Source organism: Bacillus sp. WP8, from assembly GCF_000800825.1.
Taxonomy (GTDB): Bacteria; Bacillota; Bacilli; order Bacillales; family Bacillaceae; genus Bacillus; species Bacillus safensis.
Map to the genome: position 1 here is coordinate 2,723,937 of NZ_CP010075.1, position 19,260 is coordinate 2,743,196.

The following is a 19,260-nucleotide window of genomic DNA, read 5'->3' on the forward strand; positions in this document are numbered from 1 at the left end:
CTGATGCACTAAGCTGTTGTTCATTAATATCATTGAATCAAGGGAAACGCGGGAACTGACCGAAGTCCGGCTTGCGTTTTTCCTTAAAGGAATCGCGTCCTTCTTTTGCTTCATCTGTTGTGTAATAAAGAAGTGTCGCATCTCCTGCAAATTGCTGAATTCCAGCTAATCCATCCGTATCTGCGTTAAATGCAGCCTTCAAGAATCGTAAAGCAGTCGGGCTCTTTTCTAGCATTTCCTCACACCACTTTACTGTTTCCTCTTCAAGCTGATCTAATGGGACAACTGTGTTAACAAGTCCCATATCAAGCGCTTCTTGTGCATTGTATTGACGGCATAAGTACCAAATTTCTCTAGCTTTCTTATGACCTACAATACGTGCAAGGTAGCCTGAACCGTAACCGGCATCAAAGCTGCCTACTTTTGGACCTGTTTGTCCAAAAATCGCATTATCTGCTGCAATTGTGAGATCACATACTATGTGGAGAACGTGTCCGCCTCCAATTGCATAACCTGCAACCATCGCAACAACCGGTTTTGGAATCACACGAATCAAACGCTGTAAGTCTAATACATTTAGACGTGGAATTTGATCGTCTCCTACATAACCGCCATGGCCGCGGACTTTTTGGTCTCCACCAGAACAGAATGCTTTTCCGCCAGCACCTGCAAGTACGATCACACCAACTTCTGAATTATCACGAGCTCGTGAAAATGCATCAATTAATTCACTAACAGTCTTTGGGGTAAACGCGTTATGTACGTGTGGACGATTAATCGTAATCTTTGCGATCCCATTATACGTTTCATATAAAATTTCGTCATACTGACGCTCAGTTTGCCATTCAATAGCCATCAATATTTCCTCCTCTAATCCTGCGCTAAAATAAACTCACTTACTATTTTACCAAAAAAATGTGGTTGTTCCACATGAACTGTATGCCCAGCATGCTCAGCCAATATGAATTGACTTTCCTTCAGCTCCTGCTGCATACGTTTGCCGATATGGCAGAACTTTTCATCAAGCGTTCCGCAAATGAGCAAAACAGGCAAATGAATATGCTTTAATGCCTTCCAAACAGACGGCTGTGAACCTGTTCCAATTCCTTCTAAGCTGCGAGCAAGCCCAAGAGGATTGGCTTTGAGTCTTCCCTCTCTCAGTTGAGCCTGCTTTTCCGCTGATAAAGCTTTCTGCGAAGCAAACAAAGGAATGCTCTCCCAAAAATCCACAAACTTCACTAAGCCTTCATGCCTGATTTTTTGGGCGAGCTGATGATCCTGCTTCAGTCTTACCATCCGCTCTTTAAATGAACGAAGCCCTGGAGACGTACTCTCAAGGATCAGTTTGTTGACACGATCTGGATAACGAGCAGCAAATGATAAAGCAATACGCCCTCCCATAGAATATCCGAGAATATTCACTTTGTGAAGCTTTAATTGGTTTAAAATCTCTGCAAGATCTGCCAGCTGCTGAGACATCGCATATCTTCTCACACTTTCTGGCGAGTCCGTACGCCCATGTCCGAGCAAGCTGACCTGAATCAGTCTTGTATTCTCCAAATAAGCATTCAAGAACGTCCAAGACGCTGCACTTCCAGTGAAGCCGTGTAAGCATAATGTGGCATTTGCTGCCGAAGGGTTCTGATCCACCACTTCGTACGCTACCCCATCACGCATTCTTATGATGAGAGAAGGCATTCTTTTTTCACTTCTTCCAATATGTCATCCATCATTTGACGATGCTTGTCTACACGGGAATGACGATCTGTTTCAATTTCAATTAAATGAAGCCCAGGTTCATCGATATGCGCCATATACACATCATGCAACTCTTGTTTCGTTGCGGGTTTCGAATAGGTTCCCCCATATAACTTCGATGCATACTCAAAATTCAGTCCTGTCGGCGTTCCAAAGAGCTTTTCATAATACGGTTCATCAGACGCCTGTGGAAGGAAAGAAAAGATACCTCCCCCATCATTGTTTATCAAAACAACTGTCAGCGGAATGTCCATCAGCTTAGCTGCGAGCAGACCGTTCATATCATGGTAAAATGATAAATCTCCAATGACTAAAGTGACTGGCTGCTTCAAAGCTGCATACGTGCCAAGTGCTGTAGACACAACGCCGTCAATACCATTTGCTCCGCGATTCGCCATCATTCGAAAAGGCTTGGACTGAGTTTCAAAAAATGTATCTACATCACGAATCGGCATACTATTTCCGATAAAAAGGACACTCTCTTTTGGCAAGAGGTGCTGAAGCTGACGGTACACATTCCCTTCAAAGGACAAATCCTCATCTGAATAGTGGGCAGCATGCGTTCTGAATGAAGAATTAGCATTCTGCCATCGGTTTAAGAAACTTGTCTCTTTACGTTGGACTTCTTGATTTAATGCTGCATCTACAAAAGCAGCCACATGACTTTCTATAACGTACGAAGCACTTAACCCAGGATCACGGAAACCTCCGGCAGCATCTACAACAATCTGCTTCACTTCCGCATGTTTTTCCAGCCACTTGAATAAAGGCTTAGATACAGGCATCGGTCCAAAACGAATGACCATATCCGGCAATAGATGCTGCTGTAATGCTTCATCTTTTAATAAAGAATCATACGCATCGATAATGAGATCTTGATTTTCATGCCCGTTGCGTAAAAGAGAAAGCGGGTCAGCTAAAATAGGTAAATGCAGGGCTTTCGAAAGGCGTAAAACTGCCTCTTTTTCTTCCTGTGTATGAAGTTCACCAGCCACAATCAGTCCCTTTGAGGATTGGTTCATGACGGTTACGATTTCAGACATCACTTGATCATTAGGGAAAGCCTGTCCTGATGCTAATACCTTTTTCGTATCCTCTTTTTCTCGCGCGAAAGGATCAATAGACAGATCAGGAAGCAATGGCTCTCTCAGAGGTACATTGACCTGAACAGGCCCCTTTGGCTCCTGCATCGACATGTGATTTGCTCTCGCAGCTGCCGCCTGAACATAACGCAGCATCGTTTGACTGTCCTCCGGCAATGCTAAGTCTGTGAACCATTTAACAAACTTACCGAATAAGAATTGCTGATCAATCGCTTGAGGTGCCCCAACTTCCCTCAATTCGTGCGGCCGATCAGCAGTTAAAACAATAAGAGGTACACGAGAATAATGCGCCTCTACAACGGCTGGATAAAAGTTAGCAGCTGCCGTACCTGATGTACAAATAAGCAACACTGGTGATTGACTTGCTTTTGCAAGACCAAGCGCATAAAAAGCAGCAGACCGTTCGTCCACTAAAACATGAACATGGATGTCTTGATGGGCAAGGGCCAGCATCGCAAGCGGAGTTGAACGAGAACCAGGACAGACAACTGCCTCTTTCACACCACCTTGGACGAATTCATCCATCAATCTGCCTATATATGTTGTCATGATGTGATTATTCAATAGGATGACCTCCAAGAGCAGACAGCATTGGTCTTAACTTCACTTGTGTTTCTTCATACTCCTGCTTTGCAAGGGAATCCTCTACAATTCCGCAGCCAGCGAACAAACGAACACGGTCTTCCTCAATAAGACCTGACCGGATGGCTACAGCAAATTCTCCATTATCCTGAGAATCAATCCAGCCTACCGGCGCTGCATACCAGCCGCGCTTGAGCGGTTCGATTTCACGAATCACTTCAACCGCCTTTTCCTTTGGATATCCGCCTAGTGCCGGCGTCGGATGGAGCTGCTCAATTAATGAAAAGAGGGAACAGCTGCTTTTAATTTCTCCCACAATCGGTGTAAACAAATGCTGAATGTTTTTTGTTTTATAAAGACTTGGTTGATTTGGTTTATGCACGTGAAGGCAATTCGCTTCAAATGCTTGCTCAATCATATTGACAACAATTTGATGTTCGATCAAATTCTTCTCATCATGCAGCAGTTCCTCGCCTAATGCGTGATCCTCCGCTTCATCTTTTCCGCGAACAATGGAACCTGCTAAACAGGAGGAAAAGACCTCTCCGCCGCTTTTTTTCACTAAGCGTTCCGGCGTGGCTCCGACAAATGCTTGTCTTCCCTGTTCAACCGCAAATACATAACTCGTTGTTTGATGCTTTAATAATTCCGCTAATAGTGGAGCGAGTTCAATTTGATTTTTATAGTGAAGCAAGACTTCTCTTGCTAAAACAACCTTTTCATATTCGTTTGCACGAATGTGGTCTGTCGCTTCTCCGATCGCCTTCATCCATTCCTTCACATCCAGCTCTTCCACATGAACAAGTTCAGCTTGTCCACCAGTCCGTACTGGCAATGTCTCTAAACGAGAGGCTTTTTGTTCTAATTCCTGAATAAGCTGATGAACATTCCCGTCCACCTGCTTCCACTCATTGATCGTAAGAAAACTGCCTTCTTTTGAGACAGTCAGCATGATCGATGGCACAAAAAAATGAGCCTCGCCAAATGCTTCCCAATGACGCGCCTTCTCTTCATACGGATCAAACGAGAATCCTCCAAATAAAAGCGGACCAACAGCCGCTTGCTTTAACTCCTTTTCATCATGAAAATGGAACATGTGCTGCTTGAGCTGTTCCCATTCTTGATGGACTATATCGAATCGTTCCTTGCCTTGCTCAGATGATTTAATGACGGCCGCTCTGCCAAGTCCAGAAAATATCATTTGGCTTTCTGGATCAGACCAAAAAAACCGCTCGCCTAAAAAATCCGCTTCGCCGCTTTGGAAAAAGGCAAGAGGATCCAGATCGTCAACTCTTCTGGAGTAGCTTATCAAAACAGCATGGTTGACGTTATTCGCTTCTTCTAATGTCGCAAGCGCTTCCTGCCGGAAAGTACTTTGCACTGTTGTCACCATGATACATTCCTCCAAAATCCATGAATTACATAAAAAATAAAAACATAATGAAAAAATACATGAACATTCGAATATGTCGAATGACCTGCTTTTCTATTATAAACCTTAACAGATGAACTTAGTAAAGAAAACAGCTTCTAAAACCTCGAATCCTTATTATATCACGCTTTCAAGATTTTTTCGCTCTTGCTTATTGAAACGAGAGCATCTAAAGCAAAATGGCAGGACCGTTTTAAAATCAAGCTTTCTTTCGATATGGCAACGATTAGCAAACATCTTTTTCCCGATTCATCGCATCAATATATTGACACCTTTTTGAACTTTGCTAAACTGGAATTTGGACGTGTACGTATTTTTTTATTTAAAGGAGTATATTTTATGCAGCATCAATCGATATCAGATCAGCTTTCACCAATAAAGCCTGATAAAAACTGGCGAATTTGGTGGAATTTACTACGACCGCATACACTAACAGCGGCATTTATTCCCGTTACTTTAGGAACTGTTTTAGCACTTCCAAGTGGTCAAATACATGTTGGGCTATTTTTAGCCATGCTGTTTGCATCTATGTTTATCCAAATCGCAACAAACATGTTTAATGAGTACTTTGATTATGTTCGCGGGCTGGACAACGAGAAATCTGTCGGCATCGGCGGAGCCATTGTAAGAAACGGTGTGAAGCCAAAGACAGTCCTCAGCCTCGCTTATGCACTATTTGCACTTTCTTTATTACTTGGGGTCTATATTTGCATGATGTCTAGCTGGTGGATTGCATTAATAGGACTTATTTGTATGGCAGCAGGCTATTTCTATACTGGCGGCCCTGTACCAATTGCATATACACCGTTTGGAGAACTTGTTTCAGGTGCTTTTATGGGATTAGGAATCATCCTGATTAGTTTCTATATCCAAACAGGCACTCTGACGTCTAAAGCGGTTCTCATTTCACTACCAATTTCTATTTTAGTGGGTGCCATCTTACTGTCGAACAATATCCGTGATTTAGACGGGGATAAGGAAAATGGACGAAAAACACTTGCCATCCTTGCTGGACGTAAAGCTGCAGTGAACATTTTACTTTCTATGTTTTTGGTATCATATGTACTCATTTTTGTTTATATCTTCACAGATATCGTCGGTCTTTGGAGTCTTCTTGTTTTACTCAGTGTGCCAAAAGCCTATACAGCCATTAAAGAGTTTAAGCAAAAAGAAAAACCGATTGAATTAATGAATGCCATGAAATCTACAGCTCAAACCAATACATTTTTTGGTTTTCTGCTGACGATCGCTTTGATCTTACAATACTATATCGCGTAACAAAGAACGCCTGCAGCCGCAGGCGTTTTTTTAATTAGGAATTGCTTCAAATTGGAACTAGTCTTATATACAAAATTGCTCATACTAACAATATGTTTGATATGAAAGGATGATCGCTTTGTTGTCAAAAGACGAATTACATCATTTGAAGCAGCGTCTTCTCGATGAAAAGAAAGAACTTGAAGCCAAAAGCCATGACGATGAACAGAAAGTATCCTTTCCTTACGATTCAGTCGGAGAACTGTCTGCCTATGATAACCACCCGGGCGATCAAGGGACAGAGCTGTTCGAGCGTGGGAAAGATATTGCTTTAAACAGCTTGGAACATGAACATATGTTAGATATCGATGAAGCACTTCAAGCCATTGCAGACGGCTCTTATGGACTATGTAAGGTCTGTAAGGCCCCTATTCCAAAGGAACGCTTAGAAGCCTTGCCTACTGCCGTCACATGCACAGAGCACACAAAAGAACAGACCGTTTCACAAAACCGTCCGATTGAAGAGGATTTATTAAGTCCGCCAGCTGGACAATTTGAAAATGAAGAAAGTGCTGCGTACGACGGAGAGGATGCCTACCAAGACGTAGAACGCTACGGAAACTCTGATACCCCGTCTGATATGGAATTCCCACCTTTGACATACGATGATGTGTATACACAATCAGAAGATGAAGATTATGTGGAGGACTACGAAGGATTCGCAGCTGCTGATATTGAAGGAAAAGCAAGCAAGGTGTATCCGAACAAAGCACACGAGGCCTATGAAGAAGCATTAGACGAAGAAGGTGTCATGACGGTATTTGGTGACTTGAAACCGTACGAGGAAGAACCTTATACAGAAGAAAATCATTAGTCCCCTCATATTGGGGGCTTTATGTTTATATCATGTAATGATTGGGAAATCACTTTAAGAGTGAATTTGATTGGAGGAGATTCTTGATGGCTAGAAAAAGTATCATTTGGGCGATTGTCGTCTTCTTTATTACATACGCACTATTCTCTATTGCCGGATTTTTGTTCCCCATCGACAGAGAATGGTATGACGCATTAAATAAACCAGAATGGACACCTGGTGGCGGTGTGATTGGTGCTGTGTGGGCTGTCTTATTTGCACTCATCTCATTGTCCGCAGCGATCATTTATGGAAAATATGGATTCCAAAAAATCACTTTACCATTTTGGATTCTTTTCCTTTTAAATTACGTATTCAATCAAGCCTTTAGTTTTTTTCAATTTACACAAAAGGATTTGTTTGTGGCTACGATCGACTGCCTGCTCGTTGCACTGACAGCACTTGCACTTGTCATCGTCTCACGTAAACTAAGCAAAGTCGTTCCAATTTTACTGATCCCTTATGTCTTATGGGGCTTCTTTGCGACATACTTGTCTTATACGATCTATTCCATGAATATGTAAAAAAAGACCGCCATGATAGCGGTCTTTCGTTTTGAAGAAAACAAAAAAGAGATCTTTGACAAGATCTCTTTTAAAAATGACCCGTACGGGATTCGAACCCGTGTTACCGCCGTGAAAGGGCGGTGTCTTAACCGCTTGACCAACGGGCCAGATCAATGGCGGAGAAGGAGGGATTTGAACCCTCGCGCCGCTTACGCGACCTACACCCTTAGCAGGGGCGCCTCTTCAGCCACTTGAGTACTTCTCCATTTGGCTCCGCAGGTAGGATTCGAACCTACGACCGATCGGTTAACAGCCGATAGCTCTACCACTGAGCTACTGCGGAAGATCATGGTGGGCCTGAGTGGACTCGAACCACCGACCTCACGCTTATCAGGCGTGCGCTCTAACCAGCTGAGCTACAGGCCCATGAACAGATATACAAATGGAGCGGGTGATGGGAATCGAACCCACGACATCAGCTTGGAAGGCTGAGGTTTTACCACTAAACTACACCCGCAAAAATATGTATGGGGCGATTGATGGGAATCGAACCCACGAGTGCCAGAGCCACAATCTGGTGCGTTAACCACTTCGCCACAACCGCCATACTATGAATATTTTTATAAAAGTGGCTCGGGACGGAATCGAACCGCCGACACACGGATTTTCAGTCCGTTGCTCTACCAACTGAGCTACCGAGCCAAGTATTCTTTTGAAAAATGGCGGTCCGGACGGGACTCGAACCCGCGACCTCCTGCGTGACAGGCAGGCATTCTAACCAACTGAACTACCGGACCATTTTGGTTGCGGGGGCAGGATTTGAACCTGCGACCTTCGGGTTATGAGCCCGACGAGCTACCGAACTGCTCCACCCCGCGATGATATGGGTTTTAAAAAAATATGGCGGAGGAAGAGGGATTCGAACCCCCGCGGGCTTTGACACCCCTGTCGGTTTTCAAGACCGATCCCTTCAGCCGGACTTGGGTATTCCTCCGTATAGATGGTGGACCTTGTAGGACTCGAACCTACGACCGGACGGTTATGAGCCGTCTGCTCTAACCAACTGAGCTAAAGGTCCTTTATAGCGGCGGAGGGGATCGAACCCCCGACCTCACGGGTATGAACCGTACGCTCTAGCCAGCTGAGCTACACCGCCATGATCAAAATAATCTTTTAAAAAGTGGAGCCTAGCGGGATCGAACCGCTGACCTCCTGCGTGCAAGGCTGGCGCTCTCCCAGCTGAGCTAAGGCCCCATAAAAGATGGTCGGGAAGACAGGATTCGAACCTGCGACCCCTTGGTCCCAAACCAAGTGCTCTACCAAGCTGAGCTACTTCCCGATCTTAATGGCGCGCCCGAGAGGAGTCGAACCCCTAACCTTTTGATCCGTAGTCAAACGCTCTATCCAATTGAGCTACGGGCGCTTATTTATAATGCCGAGGGCCGGACTTGAACCGGCACGGTAGTCACCTACCGCAGGATTTTAAGTCCTGTGTGTCTGCCAATTCCACCACCCCGGCGTGGATGGTATAAGCGGAAGACGGGATTCGAACCCGCGACCCCCACCTTGGCAAGGTGGTGTTCTACCACTGAACTACTTCCGCATTACAGGATTTCTTTATTTTATTTGGCAATGCGGGTGAAGGGACTTGAACCCCCACGTCATAAAGACACTAGATCCTAAGTCTAGCGCGTCTGCCAATTCCGCCACACCCGCATGAAACATGGTGAGCCATGAAGGACTCGAACCTTCGACCCTCTGATTAAAAGTCAGATGCTCTACCAACTGAGCTAATGGCTCGCTTTAAAAGCGACTTGTCTATCTTACCATATGAAAGTGGTGCCGGCAAGAGGACTTGAACCCCCAACCTACTGATTACAAGTCAGTTGCTCTACCAGTTGAGCTACACCGGCTTTATCTATCCTAACATTATGTAAGAATAAATATGGTGGAGGATGACGGGCTCGAACCGCCGACCCTCTGCTTGTAAGGCAGATGCTCTCCCAGCTGAGCTAATCCTCCACTATGTAGGAATCTCTCGATCCGACAAAGATTATTATATACAGGTTTTAATCATTTGTAAAGGCTATATTAAAAAAATTTTATTTCAATTTTCATTGCGTTATTTTTTAACAAAAGATCGTCATATCACCTATTCATACAGCTGCTGTTCAACGTTCAGCAGGTGAGCTTCTCTTCTCTATATTCTCTTTCAAAACGTTCAATTCCTTTAGAATTATTAGCAGTCTTTCATTTTTATACTTTAATGATATAGGTATCTCTTTAGACGTAAAGCATTTATAGAAATCGAATAGGCTTACACATCTTCAATTTAATTAAAGATATATGGAATGCGCCTATATAAGCTCATACTCTGTCTCTCTATTGTTTTGTATAGATAAGGTTTTATGCCATGAACATCTTTAGGTTCAAGTGTTTCACATGCTACGCTTGGACATAAGAAGGTGCGACGATCTTTCATCAAACAAATGGTATAAGATAAAGTATGATGTATGACCCTCAATCAGCACAAAAAAGATCAGTTCCAAATGGAACTGATCCTGATAGAAGCTTGGCGGCGTCCTACTCTCACAGGGGGAAACCCCCAACTACCATCGGCGCTGAAGAGCTTAACTTCCGTGTTCGGTATGGGAACGGGTGTGACCTCTTCGCTATCGCCACCAAACCTGATGGAGAGAATGTTCTCTCAAAACTAGATAACAATGTTCATGCTTCACAATAGAATATAGGTTAAGTCCTCGATCTATTAGTATCTGTCAGCTCCACGTGTCACCACGCTTCCACCTCAGACCTATCAACCTGATCATCTTTCAGGGATCTTACTTCCTTGCGGAATGGGAAATCTCATCTTGAGGGGGGCTTCATGCTTAGATGCTTTCAGCACTTATCCCGTCCGCACATAGCTACCCAGCGATGCCCTTGGCAGAACAACTGGTACACCAGCGGTGCGTCCATCCCGGTCCTCTCGTACTAAGGACAGCTCCTCTCAAATTTCCTGCGCCCGCGACGGATAGGGACCGAACTGTCTCACGACGTTCTGAACCCAGCTCGCGTACCGCTTTAATGGGCGAACAGCCCAACCCTTGGGACCGACTACAGCCCCAGGATGCGATGAGCCGACATCGAGGTGCCAAACCTCCCCGTCGATGTGGACTCTTGGGGGAGATAAGCCTGTTATCCCCGGGGTAGCTTTTATCCGTTGAGCGATGGCCCTTCCATGCGGAACCACCGGATCACTAAGCCCGACTTTCGTCCCTGCTCGACTTGTAGGTCTCGCAGTCAAGCTCCCTTGTGCCTTTACACTCTGCGAATGATTTCCAACCATTCTGAGGGAACCTTTGGGCGCCTCCGTTACATTTTAGGAGGCGACCGCCCCAGTCAAACTGCCCACCTGACACTGTCTCCCTGCCCGATAAGGGCAGCGGGTTAGAAGGTCAATACAGCCAGGGTAGTATCCCACCGATGCCTCCACCGAAGCTAGCGCTCCGGTTTCCAAGGCTCCTACCTATCCTGTACAAGCTGTACCAACATTCAATATCAGGCTGCAGTAAAGCTCCACGGGGTCTTTCCGTCCTGTCGCGGGTAACCTGCATCTTCACAGGTACTATAATTTCACCGAGTCTCTCGTTGAGACAGTGCCCAGATCGTTGCGCCTTTCGTGCGGGTCGGAACTTACCCGACAAGGAATTTCGCTACCTTAGGACCGTTATAGTTACGGCCGCCGTTTACTGGGGCTTCAATTCGCACCTTCGCTTACGCTAAGCGCTCCTCTTAACCTTCCAGCACCGGGCAGGCGTCAGCCCCTATACTTCGCCTTACGGCTTCGCAGAGACCTGTGTTTTTGCTAAACAGTCGCCTGGGCCTATTCACTGCGGCTTCTCGGGGCTTTAACACCCTAAGAAGCACCCCTTCTCCCGAAGTTACGGGGTCATTTTGCCGAGTTCCTTAACGAGAGTTCTCTCGATCACCTTAGGATTCTCTCCTCGCCTACCTGTGTCGGTTTGCGGTACGGGCACCTCTCACCTCGCTAGAGGCTTTTCTTGGCAGTGTGGAATCAGGAACTTCGCTACTAAATTTCGCTCGCCATCACAGCTCAGCCTTTATGGGAAACGGATTTGCCTATTTCCCAGCCTAACTGCTTGGACGCGGATATCCAATACCGCGCTTACCCTATCCTCCTGCGTCCCCCCATTGCTCAAATGGTGAGGAGGTGGTACAGGAATATCAACCTGTTGTCCATCGCCTACGCCTTTCGGCCTCGGCTTAGGTCCCGACTAACCCTGAGCGGACGAGCCTTCCTCAGGAAACCTTAGGCATTCGGTGGACGGGATTCTCACCCGTCTTTCGCTACTCATACCGGCATTCTCACTTCTAAGCGCTCCACCAGTCCTTCCGGTCTGGCTTCACAGCCCTTAGAACGCTCTCCTACCACTGTTCGTAAGAACAGTCCGCAGCTTCGGTGATACGTTTAGCCCCGGTACATTTTCGGCGCAGAGTCACTCGACCAGTGAGCTATTACGCACTCTTTAAATGGTGGCTGCTTCTAAGCCAACATCCTGGTTGTCTAAGCAACTCCACATCCTTTTCCACTTAACGTATACTTTGGGACCTTAGCTGGCGGTCTGGGCTGTTTCCCTTTCGACTACGGATCTTATCACTCGCAGTCTGACTCCCAAGGATAAGTCATCGGCATTCGGAGTTTGACTGAATTCGGTAACCCGGTAGGGGCCCCTAGTCCAATCAGTGCTCTACCTCCGAGACTCTTACCTTGAGGCTAGCCCTAAAGCTATTTCGGAGAGAACCAGCTATCTCCAGGTTCGATTGGCATTTCACCCCTACCCACACCTCATCCCCGCACTTTTCAACGTGCGTGGGTTCGGGCCTCCATTCAGTGTTACCTGAACTTCACCCTGGACATGGGTAGATCACCTGGTTTCGGGTCTACGACCACGTACTCATGCGCCCTATTCAGACTCGCTTTCGCTGCGGCTCCGCATCTTCTGCTTAACCTTGCACGGGATCGTAACTCGCCGGTTCATTCTACAAAAGGCACGCCATCACCCGTTAACGGGCTCTGACTACTTGTAGGCACACGGTTTCAGGATCTATTTCACTCCCCTTCCGGGGTGCTTTTCACCTTTCCCTCACGGTACTGGTTCACTATCGGTCACTAGGGAGTATTTAGCCTTGGGAGATGGTCCTCCCGGATTCCGACGGAATTTCACGTGTTCCGCCGTACTCAGGATCCACTCTGGAGAGAACAACATTTCAGTTACAGGGCTGTTACCTTCTTTGGCGGGCCTTTCCAGACCTCTTCGCTTATATCGTTCCTTTGTAACTCCGTATAGAGTGTCCTACAACCCCAAGAGGCAAGCCTCTTGGTTTGGGCTGTTCCCGTTTCGCTCGCCGCTACTCAGGGAATCGCATTTGCTTTCTCTTCCTCCGGGTACTTAGATGTTTCAGTTCCCCGGGTATGCCTTCTCATACTCTATGTATTCAAGTATGGATACTACTCCATTACGAGCAGTGGGTTTCCCCATTCGGAAATCTCCGGATCAAAGCTTGCTTACAGCTCCCCGAAGCATATCGGTGTTCGTCCCGTCCTTCATCGGCTCCTAGTGCCAAGGCATCCACCGTGCGCCCTTTCTAACTTAACCATTTCTTACTTTAGAAAGAATCACTATGTGTGATGAACTTTGCATTGCATTCAATGTGAATGTATTACTTATTGTTATCTAGTTTTCAAAGAACAATCCTGTCTCGCTAGAGACATGTTTTGAAGGAATGATCCTTCAAAACTAAACAAGACGAAAACGCACGCTGCTCCATATATCCTTAGAAAGGAGGTGATCCAGCCGCACCTTCCGATACGGCTACCTTGTTACGACTTCACCCCAATCATCTGCCCCACCTTCGGCGGCTGGCTCCATAAAGGTTACCTCACCGACTTCGGGTGTTGCAAACTCTCGTGGTGTGACGGGCGGTGTGTACAAGGCCCGGGAACGTATTCACCGCGGCATGCTGATCCGCGATTACTAGCGATTCCAGCTTCACGCAGTCGAGTTGCAGACTGCGATCCGAACTGAGAACAGATTTATGGGATTGGCTAAACCTTGCGGTCTTGCAGCCCTTTGTTCTGTCCATTGTAGCACGTGTGTAGCCCAGGTCATAAGGGGCATGATGATTTGACGTCATCCCCACCTTCCTCCGGTTTGTCACCGGCAGTCACCTTAGAGTGCCCAACTAAATGCTGGCAACTAAGATCAAGGGTTGCGCTCGTTGCGGGACTTAACCCAACATCTCACGACACGAGCTGACGACAACCATGCACCACCTGTCACTCTGTCCCCGAAGGGAAAGCCCTATCTCTAGGGTTGTCAGAGGATGTCAAGACCTGGTAAGGTTCTTCGCGTTGCTTCGAATTAAACCACATGCTCCACCGCTTGTGCGGGCCCCCGTCAATTCCTTTGAGTTTCAGTCTTGCGACCGTACTCCCCAGGCGGAGTGCTTAATGCGTTAGCTGCAGCACTAAGGGGCGGAAACCCCCTAACACTTAGCACTCATCGTTTACGGCGTGGACTACCAGGGTATCTAATCCTGTTCGCTCCCCACGCTTTCGCTCCTCAGCGTCAGTTACAGACCAGAGAGTCGCCTTCGCCACTGGTGTTCCTCCACATCTCTACGCATTTCACCGCTACACGTGGAATTCCACTCTCCTCTTCTGCACTCAAGTTTCCCAGTTTCCAATGACCCTCCCCGGTTGAGCCGGGGGCTTTCACATCAGACTTAAGAAACCGCCTGCGAGCCCTTTACGCCCAATAATTCCGGACAACGCTTGCCACCTACGTATTACCGCGGCTGCTGGCACGTAGTTAGCCGTGGCTTTCTGGTTAGGTACCGTCAAGGTGCGAGCAGTTACTCTCGCACTTGTTCTTCCCTAACAACAGAGCTTTACGATCCGAAAACCTTCATCACTCACGCGGCGTTGCTCCGTCAGACTTTCGTCCATTGCGGAAGATTCCCTACTGCTGCCTCCCGTAGGAGTCTGGGCCGTGTCTCAGTCCCAGTGTGGCCGATCACCCTCTCAGGTCGGCTACGCATCGTCGCCTTGGTGAGCCATTACCCCACCAACTAGCTAATGCGCCGCGGGTCCATCTGTAAGTGACAGCCGAAACCGTCTTTCATCCTTGAACCATGCGGTTCAAGGAACTATCCGGTATTAGCTCCGGTTTCCCGGAGTTATCCCAGTCTTACAGGCAGGTTACCCACGTGTTACTCACCCGTCCGCCGCTAACATCCGGGAGCAAGCTCCCTTCTGTCCGCTCGACTTGCATGTATTAGGCACGCCGCCAGCGTTCGTCCTGAGCCAGGATCAAACTCTCCGAGGTATGCAGGATGCATATCACACATGCGTTGCTACACGATGTAGCGAACTTAGCATGTGATCATTTCCTGCCTCGCCAGTTTGACTGACTACCTATGAAGTATCATAGGATTTTTTTATAAAAACTCGAATTAACAGGTACGTTTTGTCTTGTTTAGTTTTCAAAGATCATGTTCGTCGTCTCTCAGAGGCGACTTTATTAATATAACATTCTATCAAGATAAAGTCAACAACTTTTTTCTTAATGTTATTTATCAACCGCGCTGTTTCAGCGGCGAATACAAATATAACACCTTTTGAAAGAAGAAACAAGTATTTTTTCTAAATAATTTATTTTTCCTTATCTCTTCCTATATATTGATACAAATGCTGCTTATCTCGGGAATTGTCTATTGTTGATCCTGCAGGTCTTTAGTATATTTATAATAGATTGAAACTAAATAACCGCAGGGGGAGCTTTGTGCTGAGAGTGAACATTCGTTGTTCTGACCCTTTGAACCTGTCAGTTAATACTGAAGTAGGAATGTGGAATCACTTGGATACATGGTGTATTCAAATCGATATGTTTTTCTATGAATAACATACTCATCCTTACACGGTCTCTCCTTGCTCAATTCATGAAAAAGGAGATTTTTTTATGCAGCAATCAAATCAATTGGTACGACTGATGGAAATCGCGATTATGACTTCACTTGCACTTGTATTAGATTACTTATCAGGTCTCTTTTTAAGAATGCCGAATGGCGGATCTCTTGCGCTGATTATGATTCCCGTCATTCTTATGTCTATTAGATGGGGGATATCTACCGGATTTATCATCGGTGTGTTAATCGCAGGTCTTCAGCTGATGAATAGCCCGATCATCGCTACACCTGTTCAAGGATTCCTCGATTACTTCGTTGCATCTGTTGTCATTTCTTTAAGCGGCTTGTTTTCTGGATTGATCAAAAAAGCCATTCAGGATCAAAAGCGAAAGCAGCAATTTTTCTATATTACCTTAGCTGTTTTTGTTGCTAGTTTCTTCAGGCTGCTGACGTTCTTTATTTCTGGCGTCGTTTTCTTTTCTCAATATGCACCGAAAGGAACACCAGGATGGGTCTACTCTTTAATTTATAACAGCACATATATGGTTCCTTCATTTATTATTTGCAGTATTGTTCTTTGTATACTCATTCCAAGTGCATCCCGTTTGGTTTTTCCTCATCAAAAATAACCGGCTGATGACAGCTGGTTATTTTTTTATGCATAATTTGCTGCTCTATGGAATCTATTAATAATAGAAGATTTCATGCTGGAGGTACGACAATGAGCCCTTACTCCATTATGCTTTGCTGTTATATTCTCAGTCTTGCTTATTTTTTGGCAGGCTTCTATGAAGCTTTAAAAATAGCAGGCGTGAAAGGAAAAGTAGAAGCTTCACCGTTTATTTCTTACATGTTGCTTGCTGTACTTTTCACTTTTTTCTCTCATTATTACTGGAAGCTGACGATTTAATTCGTTTTACATGGTTATTCAATCTAGACAACTCCCATCCATACCCTATTTCATTATGGTTCTCGCCAGCCAGCTCGAACTGGCTGGTAACGACAAAACTAGGTTGAAGCTTTTGATAAAATTGTTTCGCCGAATTTTGTTCAAACACCCATAGCAGCATATTCTGATAACCCTTTTCTATTAAATATTCCACTCCTTTTTCCATTAGAGCAATACCCGCCCCTGATTTCTGTTTCTGTTGGAATAAATAGATGGCATATAGCTCTCCATCATATGTAGAATAACGTTCGTCACGTTGTTTTCCGAAAGAAGCAAAACCAAAAACGCCATCCTCATCTTCCGCGACAAACGTGCCTTTAAGCGGCCTTCTTCTCCAGCTCTCTTCCCGATCTTCAATGGTTAAACCATCTAAATACTCCTGCGAAATAATCCCTTGATAAGTCGTCTGCCAGCTTTTCACATGAATCTCGGCGATTTTTGGAATATCTTGATGTACAGCATGTCTCACCTTCATCCGCTCCACTCCTTTTAGCTTTTTCCACCTTATCTTCATTATGATAAATTTCTATTACATAGAATTCAATGACTAGCGTTTTGTCAGCACATCTTTCAATGGTTAAATCTTCTTCTATAAAAAGTGACACCTTCTGGTGGAAGGTGTCTTTTGATTTTATTGTTCTATTTGATCATCAGCTTTTTCGATTTTTCTTGGTTGTTTGATTTCATTTGTCAGTTCTTGAATGCTTTGCTTCACATTGCCTTTGCCAGAAAAGTTCTCAATAATTTCTTTCACATCAATTCCAGAGGATGCTTTCAGACTCTCTTGAAGACTAGACATGAGATTTGTGGCATAGCCTGTAACTTTATTGGCACCGCTGCCTTCACCGTTACCGCCTGTATCCACAACAGTAATTTTATCAATGTTAGAAAGTGGTGCAGATACTTGCTTCGCATATTCAGGAAGCATTTTGACAATCATATCAAGAATCGCTGCCTGACCATACTGTTCGAATGCTTCCGCAATTTTCTCTTTCGCTTCGGCTTCTGCAAGTCCTTTTAGTCGAATAACTTCTGCTTCTGTTTCCCCTTTCGCACGATCCGCTTCCGCTTTGGCAAGCCCGTCAATACGAACTTTCTCAGCTTCTGCTTTTGCCATTGCTTCAATGCTATATTTCTTCGCATCTGCTTCAGCAAGACGTTTCGCTTTTTCTGCCGCAGCCGACTGCTCAACAGCATAACGGTCCGCATCTGCTTTCTTTTTCACTTCAGAATCGTATTGACGTTCACGACGCTGAATCTCTTTTTCTTCTAATTCAATTTGTTTCTGACGCTCAATGATTTTGACTTGCATTTCTTGTTCAGTTACGTGCTGGCGGTTACGAGCGGTTTCTAAATCGTACGCTTGGTCAGCACTTGCTTTCGCTGTATCCTGTTCACGTCTGAATTCTGCTCTTTTCAGTTCATTAATCTTTTCTGCTTCAGCGATTTCAGTAGCACGCTCAAGCTCAGATTTCTTCGCATCTTTATCTGCCTCGGCACGTTTGATCCGTGTTTCTTTATCTGCTTCAGCTGTTGCAATATCTGCATCGCGTTTTACTTGGGCAATTCTTGGTTTACCTAGAGATTCTAAGTAGCCATTTTTATCACGAACATCTTTGATCGTAAACGAGACAATGACTAGACCCATTTTCGCTAAATCTTGAGAAGCAACGCGTTGTACTTCTTGTGAAAATTTTTCTCTGTTTTTATAAATCTCTTCAACTGTCATTGACCCTAAGATGGAACGAAGGTGACCTTCTAATACTTCTCTCGCTTCGTTTTCACGGTCTTCTTTTGTTTTACCTAAAAATTGCTCTGCAGCAGTAGCAATTTCTTCAATCGATCCACCAATTTTTATGATGGCCGTTCCATCCGCCATGACCGGTACACCTTGTTCGGTATAGACTTCAGGCGTTGAAACATCTAGCTTGCTAGATAGTAAGCTGAGCGGCTCTGCTTGTTGAAAGACTGGAAGAACAAAGGTACCGCCGCCTCTTACAATCTTAATCTTGTTTCCACCTTCGTCCACGTGGACATTTTTACTTCCTAGATAACTTCCTGTCACGATTAATGCTTCATCTGGACCTGCTGTCCGGTATTTAGAAACAAATACACCAATAAGTGCAATAAGAATGACAAGTACAATTCCAATGATCACTAAAATAGTTGTTCCTGGCATAGCATTCCCTCCTAAATTTCTTCATTTGGTATAACAGATAAGACGCCTTTGTTCACTTCGACAACTAGCACACGGGTTCCATATGGAATCTCCTCTTGGTCGAAACTGACAGCTGGCTTTGAGATTCTCCCGCTATTACTGATTAACAGCACTTCTCCAAACCCGTCTTTTGGAACAGATACAATGATCTCCCCAGTTCTTCCTTTTAAATCGGCCTCCGTATAAGAGAGAGATTCTTCAGCAGAGGAAAGCGGGACTAATACAAATACATTCAAACAGGTCACAAGGATCACTGCGAGGATGGCAGATAATAGTGCGCCAAGTCCACTTCCTACAATTGCTGTTTTTTCAGAGATAAACCCTCCAGCCGAGAAAAAGGTAAGAAATGCGAGGATCAATGTTGGTTGAAGGAATGGAACAGGGATCGCTTCAAACCATCCATCAAATACATCGCCGAAAAAGACGAAAACAAGTGTCAGGATTCCTGATATCATCAATATGTATAAATACAGCGTCTGAAGAGGCAGCCCAAACACATCCATCTTCCTCACCCTTTCTTCATGAAATGAACATCTGTTGTTTCATTTAGACC

11 protein-coding genes, 21 tRNA genes, 3 rRNA genes and 1 riboswitch are annotated in these 19,260 nt (G+C 45.2%); of the genes, 4 read left to right on the top strand and 31 right to left on the bottom strand.

What is annotated here, in order from left to right:
* Positions 1 to 37: 37 nt before the first annotated feature.
* Genes menB through QR42_RS13735 form a run of 4 tightly spaced genes read right to left on the bottom strand, consistent with a single transcriptional unit; the run spans position 38 to position 4,836 of the window.
* Positions 38 to 856: a 1,4-dihydroxy-2-naphthoyl-CoA synthase gene (menB, locus tag QR42_RS13720; protein ID WP_039180914.1), complete on the bottom strand. Its 819-nt coding sequence runs from the start codon at positions 854 to 856 to the stop codon at positions 38 to 40.
* 14 nt (positions 857 to 870) lie between these two features.
* Complete coding sequence (menH, locus tag QR42_RS13725) at positions 871 to 1,698, bottom strand: 2-succinyl-6-hydroxy-2,4-cyclohexadiene-1-carboxylate synthase (protein WP_039180917.1); 828 nt, start codon at positions 1,696 to 1,698, stop codon at positions 871 to 873.
* Positions 1,680 to 3,425 (bottom strand): 2-succinyl-5-enolpyruvyl-6-hydroxy-3-cyclohexene-1-carboxylic-acid synthase, encoded by a 1,746-nt coding sequence (menD, locus tag QR42_RS13730; protein WP_039180920.1) that lies wholly within the window; start codon positions 3,423 to 3,425, stop codon positions 1,680 to 1,682. Before menD ends, menH begins: the two co-directional genes overlap by 19 nt.
* Positions 3,418 to 4,836 (bottom strand): isochorismate synthase, encoded by a 1,419-nt coding sequence (locus QR42_RS13735; protein WP_039180923.1) that lies wholly within the window; start codon positions 4,834 to 4,836, stop codon positions 3,418 to 3,420. Before QR42_RS13735 ends, menD begins: the two co-directional genes overlap by 8 nt.
* A 378-nt stretch (positions 4,837 to 5,214) precedes the next feature.
* On the opposite strand from QR42_RS13735, the gene QR42_RS13740 reads away from it, so the two are divergent.
* The 3 genes from QR42_RS13740 to QR42_RS13750 all read left to right on the top strand — a co-directional run bounded on the left by QR42_RS13740 (position 5,215) and on the right by QR42_RS13750 (position 7,569).
* Entirely contained in the window at positions 5,215 to 6,153 is a 939-nt protein-coding gene (locus tag QR42_RS13740; protein WP_039183276.1) for a 1,4-dihydroxy-2-naphthoate polyprenyltransferase, read from the top strand.
* Positions 6,154 to 6,271: 118 nt separating this feature from the next.
* The gene (locus QR42_RS13745; RefSeq protein WP_039180925.1) at positions 6,272 to 7,006 is read left to right on the top strand and encodes a TraR/DksA C4-type zinc finger protein; all 735 of its coding nucleotides are present in this window, start codon (positions 6,272 to 6,274) and stop codon (positions 7,004 to 7,006) included.
* A gap of 86 nt (positions 7,007 to 7,092) precedes the next feature.
* On the top strand, positions 7,093 to 7,569 hold the full coding sequence (locus tag QR42_RS13750; protein ID WP_024424942.1) for a TspO/MBR family protein: 477 nt from the start codon (positions 7,093 to 7,095) through the stop codon (positions 7,567 to 7,569).
* Positions 7,570 to 7,646: 77 nt separating this feature from the next.
* Here QR42_RS13750 and QR42_RS13755 read toward each other — a convergent pair.
* The 24 genes from QR42_RS13755 to QR42_RS13870 all read right to left on the bottom strand — a co-directional run bounded on the left by QR42_RS13755 (position 7,647) and on the right by QR42_RS13870 (position 14,960).
* Positions 7,647 to 7,718, bottom strand: a tRNA-Glu gene (locus QR42_RS13755).
* Positions 7,719 to 7,725: 7 nt separating this feature from the next.
* Positions 7,726 to 7,816, bottom strand: a tRNA-Ser gene (locus QR42_RS13760).
* A gap of 3 nt (positions 7,817 to 7,819) precedes the next feature.
* Positions 7,820 to 7,894, bottom strand: a tRNA-Asn gene (locus QR42_RS13765).
* Positions 7,895 to 7,900: 6 nt separating this feature from the next.
* Positions 7,901 to 7,977, bottom strand: a tRNA-Ile gene (locus tag QR42_RS13770).
* 17 nt (positions 7,978 to 7,994) lie between these two features.
* Positions 7,995 to 8,068: transfer RNA gene (locus QR42_RS13775), tRNA-Gly, on the bottom strand.
* 11 nt (positions 8,069 to 8,079) lie between these two features.
* Positions 8,080 to 8,155, bottom strand: a tRNA-His gene (locus QR42_RS13780).
* A 25-nt stretch (positions 8,156 to 8,180) separates the two neighbouring features.
* Positions 8,181 to 8,253, bottom strand: a tRNA-Phe gene (locus tag QR42_RS13785).
* A gap of 18 nt (positions 8,254 to 8,271) precedes the next feature.
* Positions 8,272 to 8,348: transfer RNA gene (locus QR42_RS13790), tRNA-Asp, on the bottom strand.
* A gap of 4 nt (positions 8,349 to 8,352) precedes the next feature.
* Positions 8,353 to 8,429 (bottom strand) — tRNA-Met (locus QR42_RS13795).
* Positions 8,430 to 8,452: 23 nt separating this feature from the next.
* Positions 8,453 to 8,545: transfer RNA gene (locus QR42_RS13800), tRNA-Ser, on the bottom strand.
* Positions 8,546 to 8,552: 7 nt separating this feature from the next.
* Positions 8,553 to 8,629: transfer RNA gene (locus QR42_RS13805), tRNA-Ile, on the bottom strand.
* 4 nt (positions 8,630 to 8,633) lie between these two features.
* Positions 8,634 to 8,707: transfer RNA gene (locus QR42_RS13810), tRNA-Met, on the bottom strand.
* A 25-nt stretch (positions 8,708 to 8,732) separates the two neighbouring features.
* A tRNA-Ala gene (locus tag QR42_RS13815) sits at positions 8,733 to 8,805 on the bottom strand.
* An 8-nt stretch (positions 8,806 to 8,813) separates the two neighbouring features.
* Positions 8,814 to 8,890 (bottom strand) — tRNA-Pro (locus QR42_RS13820).
* A gap of 7 nt (positions 8,891 to 8,897) precedes the next feature.
* Positions 8,898 to 8,974 (bottom strand) — tRNA-Arg (locus QR42_RS13825).
* Positions 8,975 to 8,984: 10 nt separating this feature from the next.
* Positions 8,985 to 9,070, bottom strand: a tRNA-Leu gene (locus tag QR42_RS13830).
* A gap of 12 nt (positions 9,071 to 9,082) precedes the next feature.
* Positions 9,083 to 9,154: transfer RNA gene (locus QR42_RS13835), tRNA-Gly, on the bottom strand.
* A gap of 30 nt (positions 9,155 to 9,184) precedes the next feature.
* Positions 9,185 to 9,267 (bottom strand) — tRNA-Leu (locus QR42_RS13840).
* Positions 9,268 to 9,275: 8 nt separating this feature from the next.
* Positions 9,276 to 9,351 (bottom strand) — tRNA-Lys (locus tag QR42_RS13845).
* Between the two features lie 37 nt (positions 9,352 to 9,388).
* A tRNA-Thr gene (locus QR42_RS13850) sits at positions 9,389 to 9,464 on the bottom strand.
* A 33-nt stretch (positions 9,465 to 9,497) separates the two neighbouring features.
* A tRNA-Val gene (locus QR42_RS13855) sits at positions 9,498 to 9,573 on the bottom strand.
* A gap of 548 nt (positions 9,574 to 10,121) precedes the next feature.
* Positions 10,122 to 10,237 (bottom strand): 5S ribosomal RNA (gene rrf / locus QR42_RS13860).
* Positions 10,238 to 10,298: 61 nt separating this feature from the next.
* A 23S ribosomal RNA gene (locus QR42_RS13865) occupies positions 10,299 to 13,229 on the bottom strand.
* Positions 13,230 to 13,411: 182 nt separating this feature from the next.
* A 16S ribosomal RNA gene (locus QR42_RS13870) occupies positions 13,412 to 14,960 on the bottom strand.
* Together the 16S, 23S and 5S rRNA genes form the textbook arrangement of a ribosomal RNA operon.
* A gap of 435 nt (positions 14,961 to 15,395) precedes the next feature.
* Positions 15,396 to 15,497: riboswitch (TPP riboswitch) on the top strand.
* A 96-nt stretch (positions 15,498 to 15,593) separates the two neighbouring features.
* Between QR42_RS13870 and thiT the strand changes: the two genes are divergently transcribed.
* Positions 15,594 to 16,169: an energy-coupled thiamine transporter ThiT gene (gene thiT, locus QR42_RS13875; RefSeq protein WP_039180928.1), complete on the top strand. Its 576-nt coding sequence runs from the start codon at positions 15,594 to 15,596 to the stop codon at positions 16,167 to 16,169.
* A gap of 240 nt (positions 16,170 to 16,409) precedes the next feature.
* On the opposite strand, the gene QR42_RS13885 is transcribed toward thiT, so the two are convergent.
* From QR42_RS13885 to QR42_RS13895, 3 genes are all read right to left on the bottom strand, one after another.
* Entirely contained in the window at positions 16,410 to 16,964 is a 555-nt protein-coding gene (locus QR42_RS13885) for a GNAT family N-acetyltransferase (RefSeq protein WP_039180933.1), read from the bottom strand.
* A 156-nt stretch (positions 16,965 to 17,120) separates the two neighbouring features.
* Positions 17,121 to 18,668 carry a flotillin lipid rafts scaffold protein FloT gene (locus QR42_RS13890; protein WP_039180936.1) on the bottom strand — a complete coding sequence of 516 codons (1,548 nt, stop codon included), beginning with the start codon at positions 18,666 to 18,668 and terminating at the stop codon, positions 17,121 to 17,123.
* Positions 18,669 to 18,679: 11 nt separating this feature from the next.
* The gene (locus tag QR42_RS13895) at positions 18,680 to 19,210 is read right to left on the bottom strand and encodes an NfeD family membrane protein (protein WP_039180939.1); all 531 of its coding nucleotides are present in this window, start codon (positions 19,208 to 19,210) and stop codon (positions 18,680 to 18,682) included.
* Between the last annotated feature and the right edge of the window lie 50 nt (positions 19,211 to 19,260).

What these genes read in the sequence shown, in the direction of transcription:
- QR42_RS13895 (WP_039180939.1), bottom strand. Translation starts at nt 19,210, where the DNA reads ATGGATGTGTTTGGGCTGCCTCTTCAGACGCTGTATTTATACATATTG.
- menH (WP_039180917.1), bottom strand. Translation starts at nt 1,698, where the DNA reads ATGCCTTCTCTCATCATAAGAATGCGTGATGGGGTAGCGTACGAAGTG.
- QR42_RS13885 (WP_039180933.1), bottom strand. Translation starts at nt 16,964, where the DNA reads ATGAAGGTGAGACATGCTGTACATCAAGATATTCCAAAAATCGCCGAG.
- QR42_RS13735 (WP_039180923.1), bottom strand. Translation starts at nt 4,836, where the DNA reads ATGGTGACAACAGTGCAAAGTACTTTCCGGCAGGAAGCGCTTGCGACA.
- QR42_RS13740 (WP_039183276.1), top strand. Translation starts at nt 5,215, where the DNA reads ATGCAGCATCAATCGATATCAGATCAGCTTTCACCAATAAAGCCTGAT.
- QR42_RS13750 (WP_024424942.1), top strand. Translation starts at nt 7,093, where the DNA reads ATGGCTAGAAAAAGTATCATTTGGGCGATTGTCGTCTTCTTTATTACA.
- menB (WP_039180914.1), bottom strand. Translation starts at nt 856, where the DNA reads ATGGCTATTGAATGGCAAACTGAGCGTCAGTATGACGAAATTTTATAT.
- thiT (WP_039180928.1), top strand. Translation starts at nt 15,594, where the DNA reads ATGCAGCAATCAAATCAATTGGTACGACTGATGGAAATCGCGATTATG.
- QR42_RS13890 (WP_039180936.1), bottom strand. Translation starts at nt 18,668, where the DNA reads ATGCCAGGAACAACTATTTTAGTGATCATTGGAATTGTACTTGTCATT.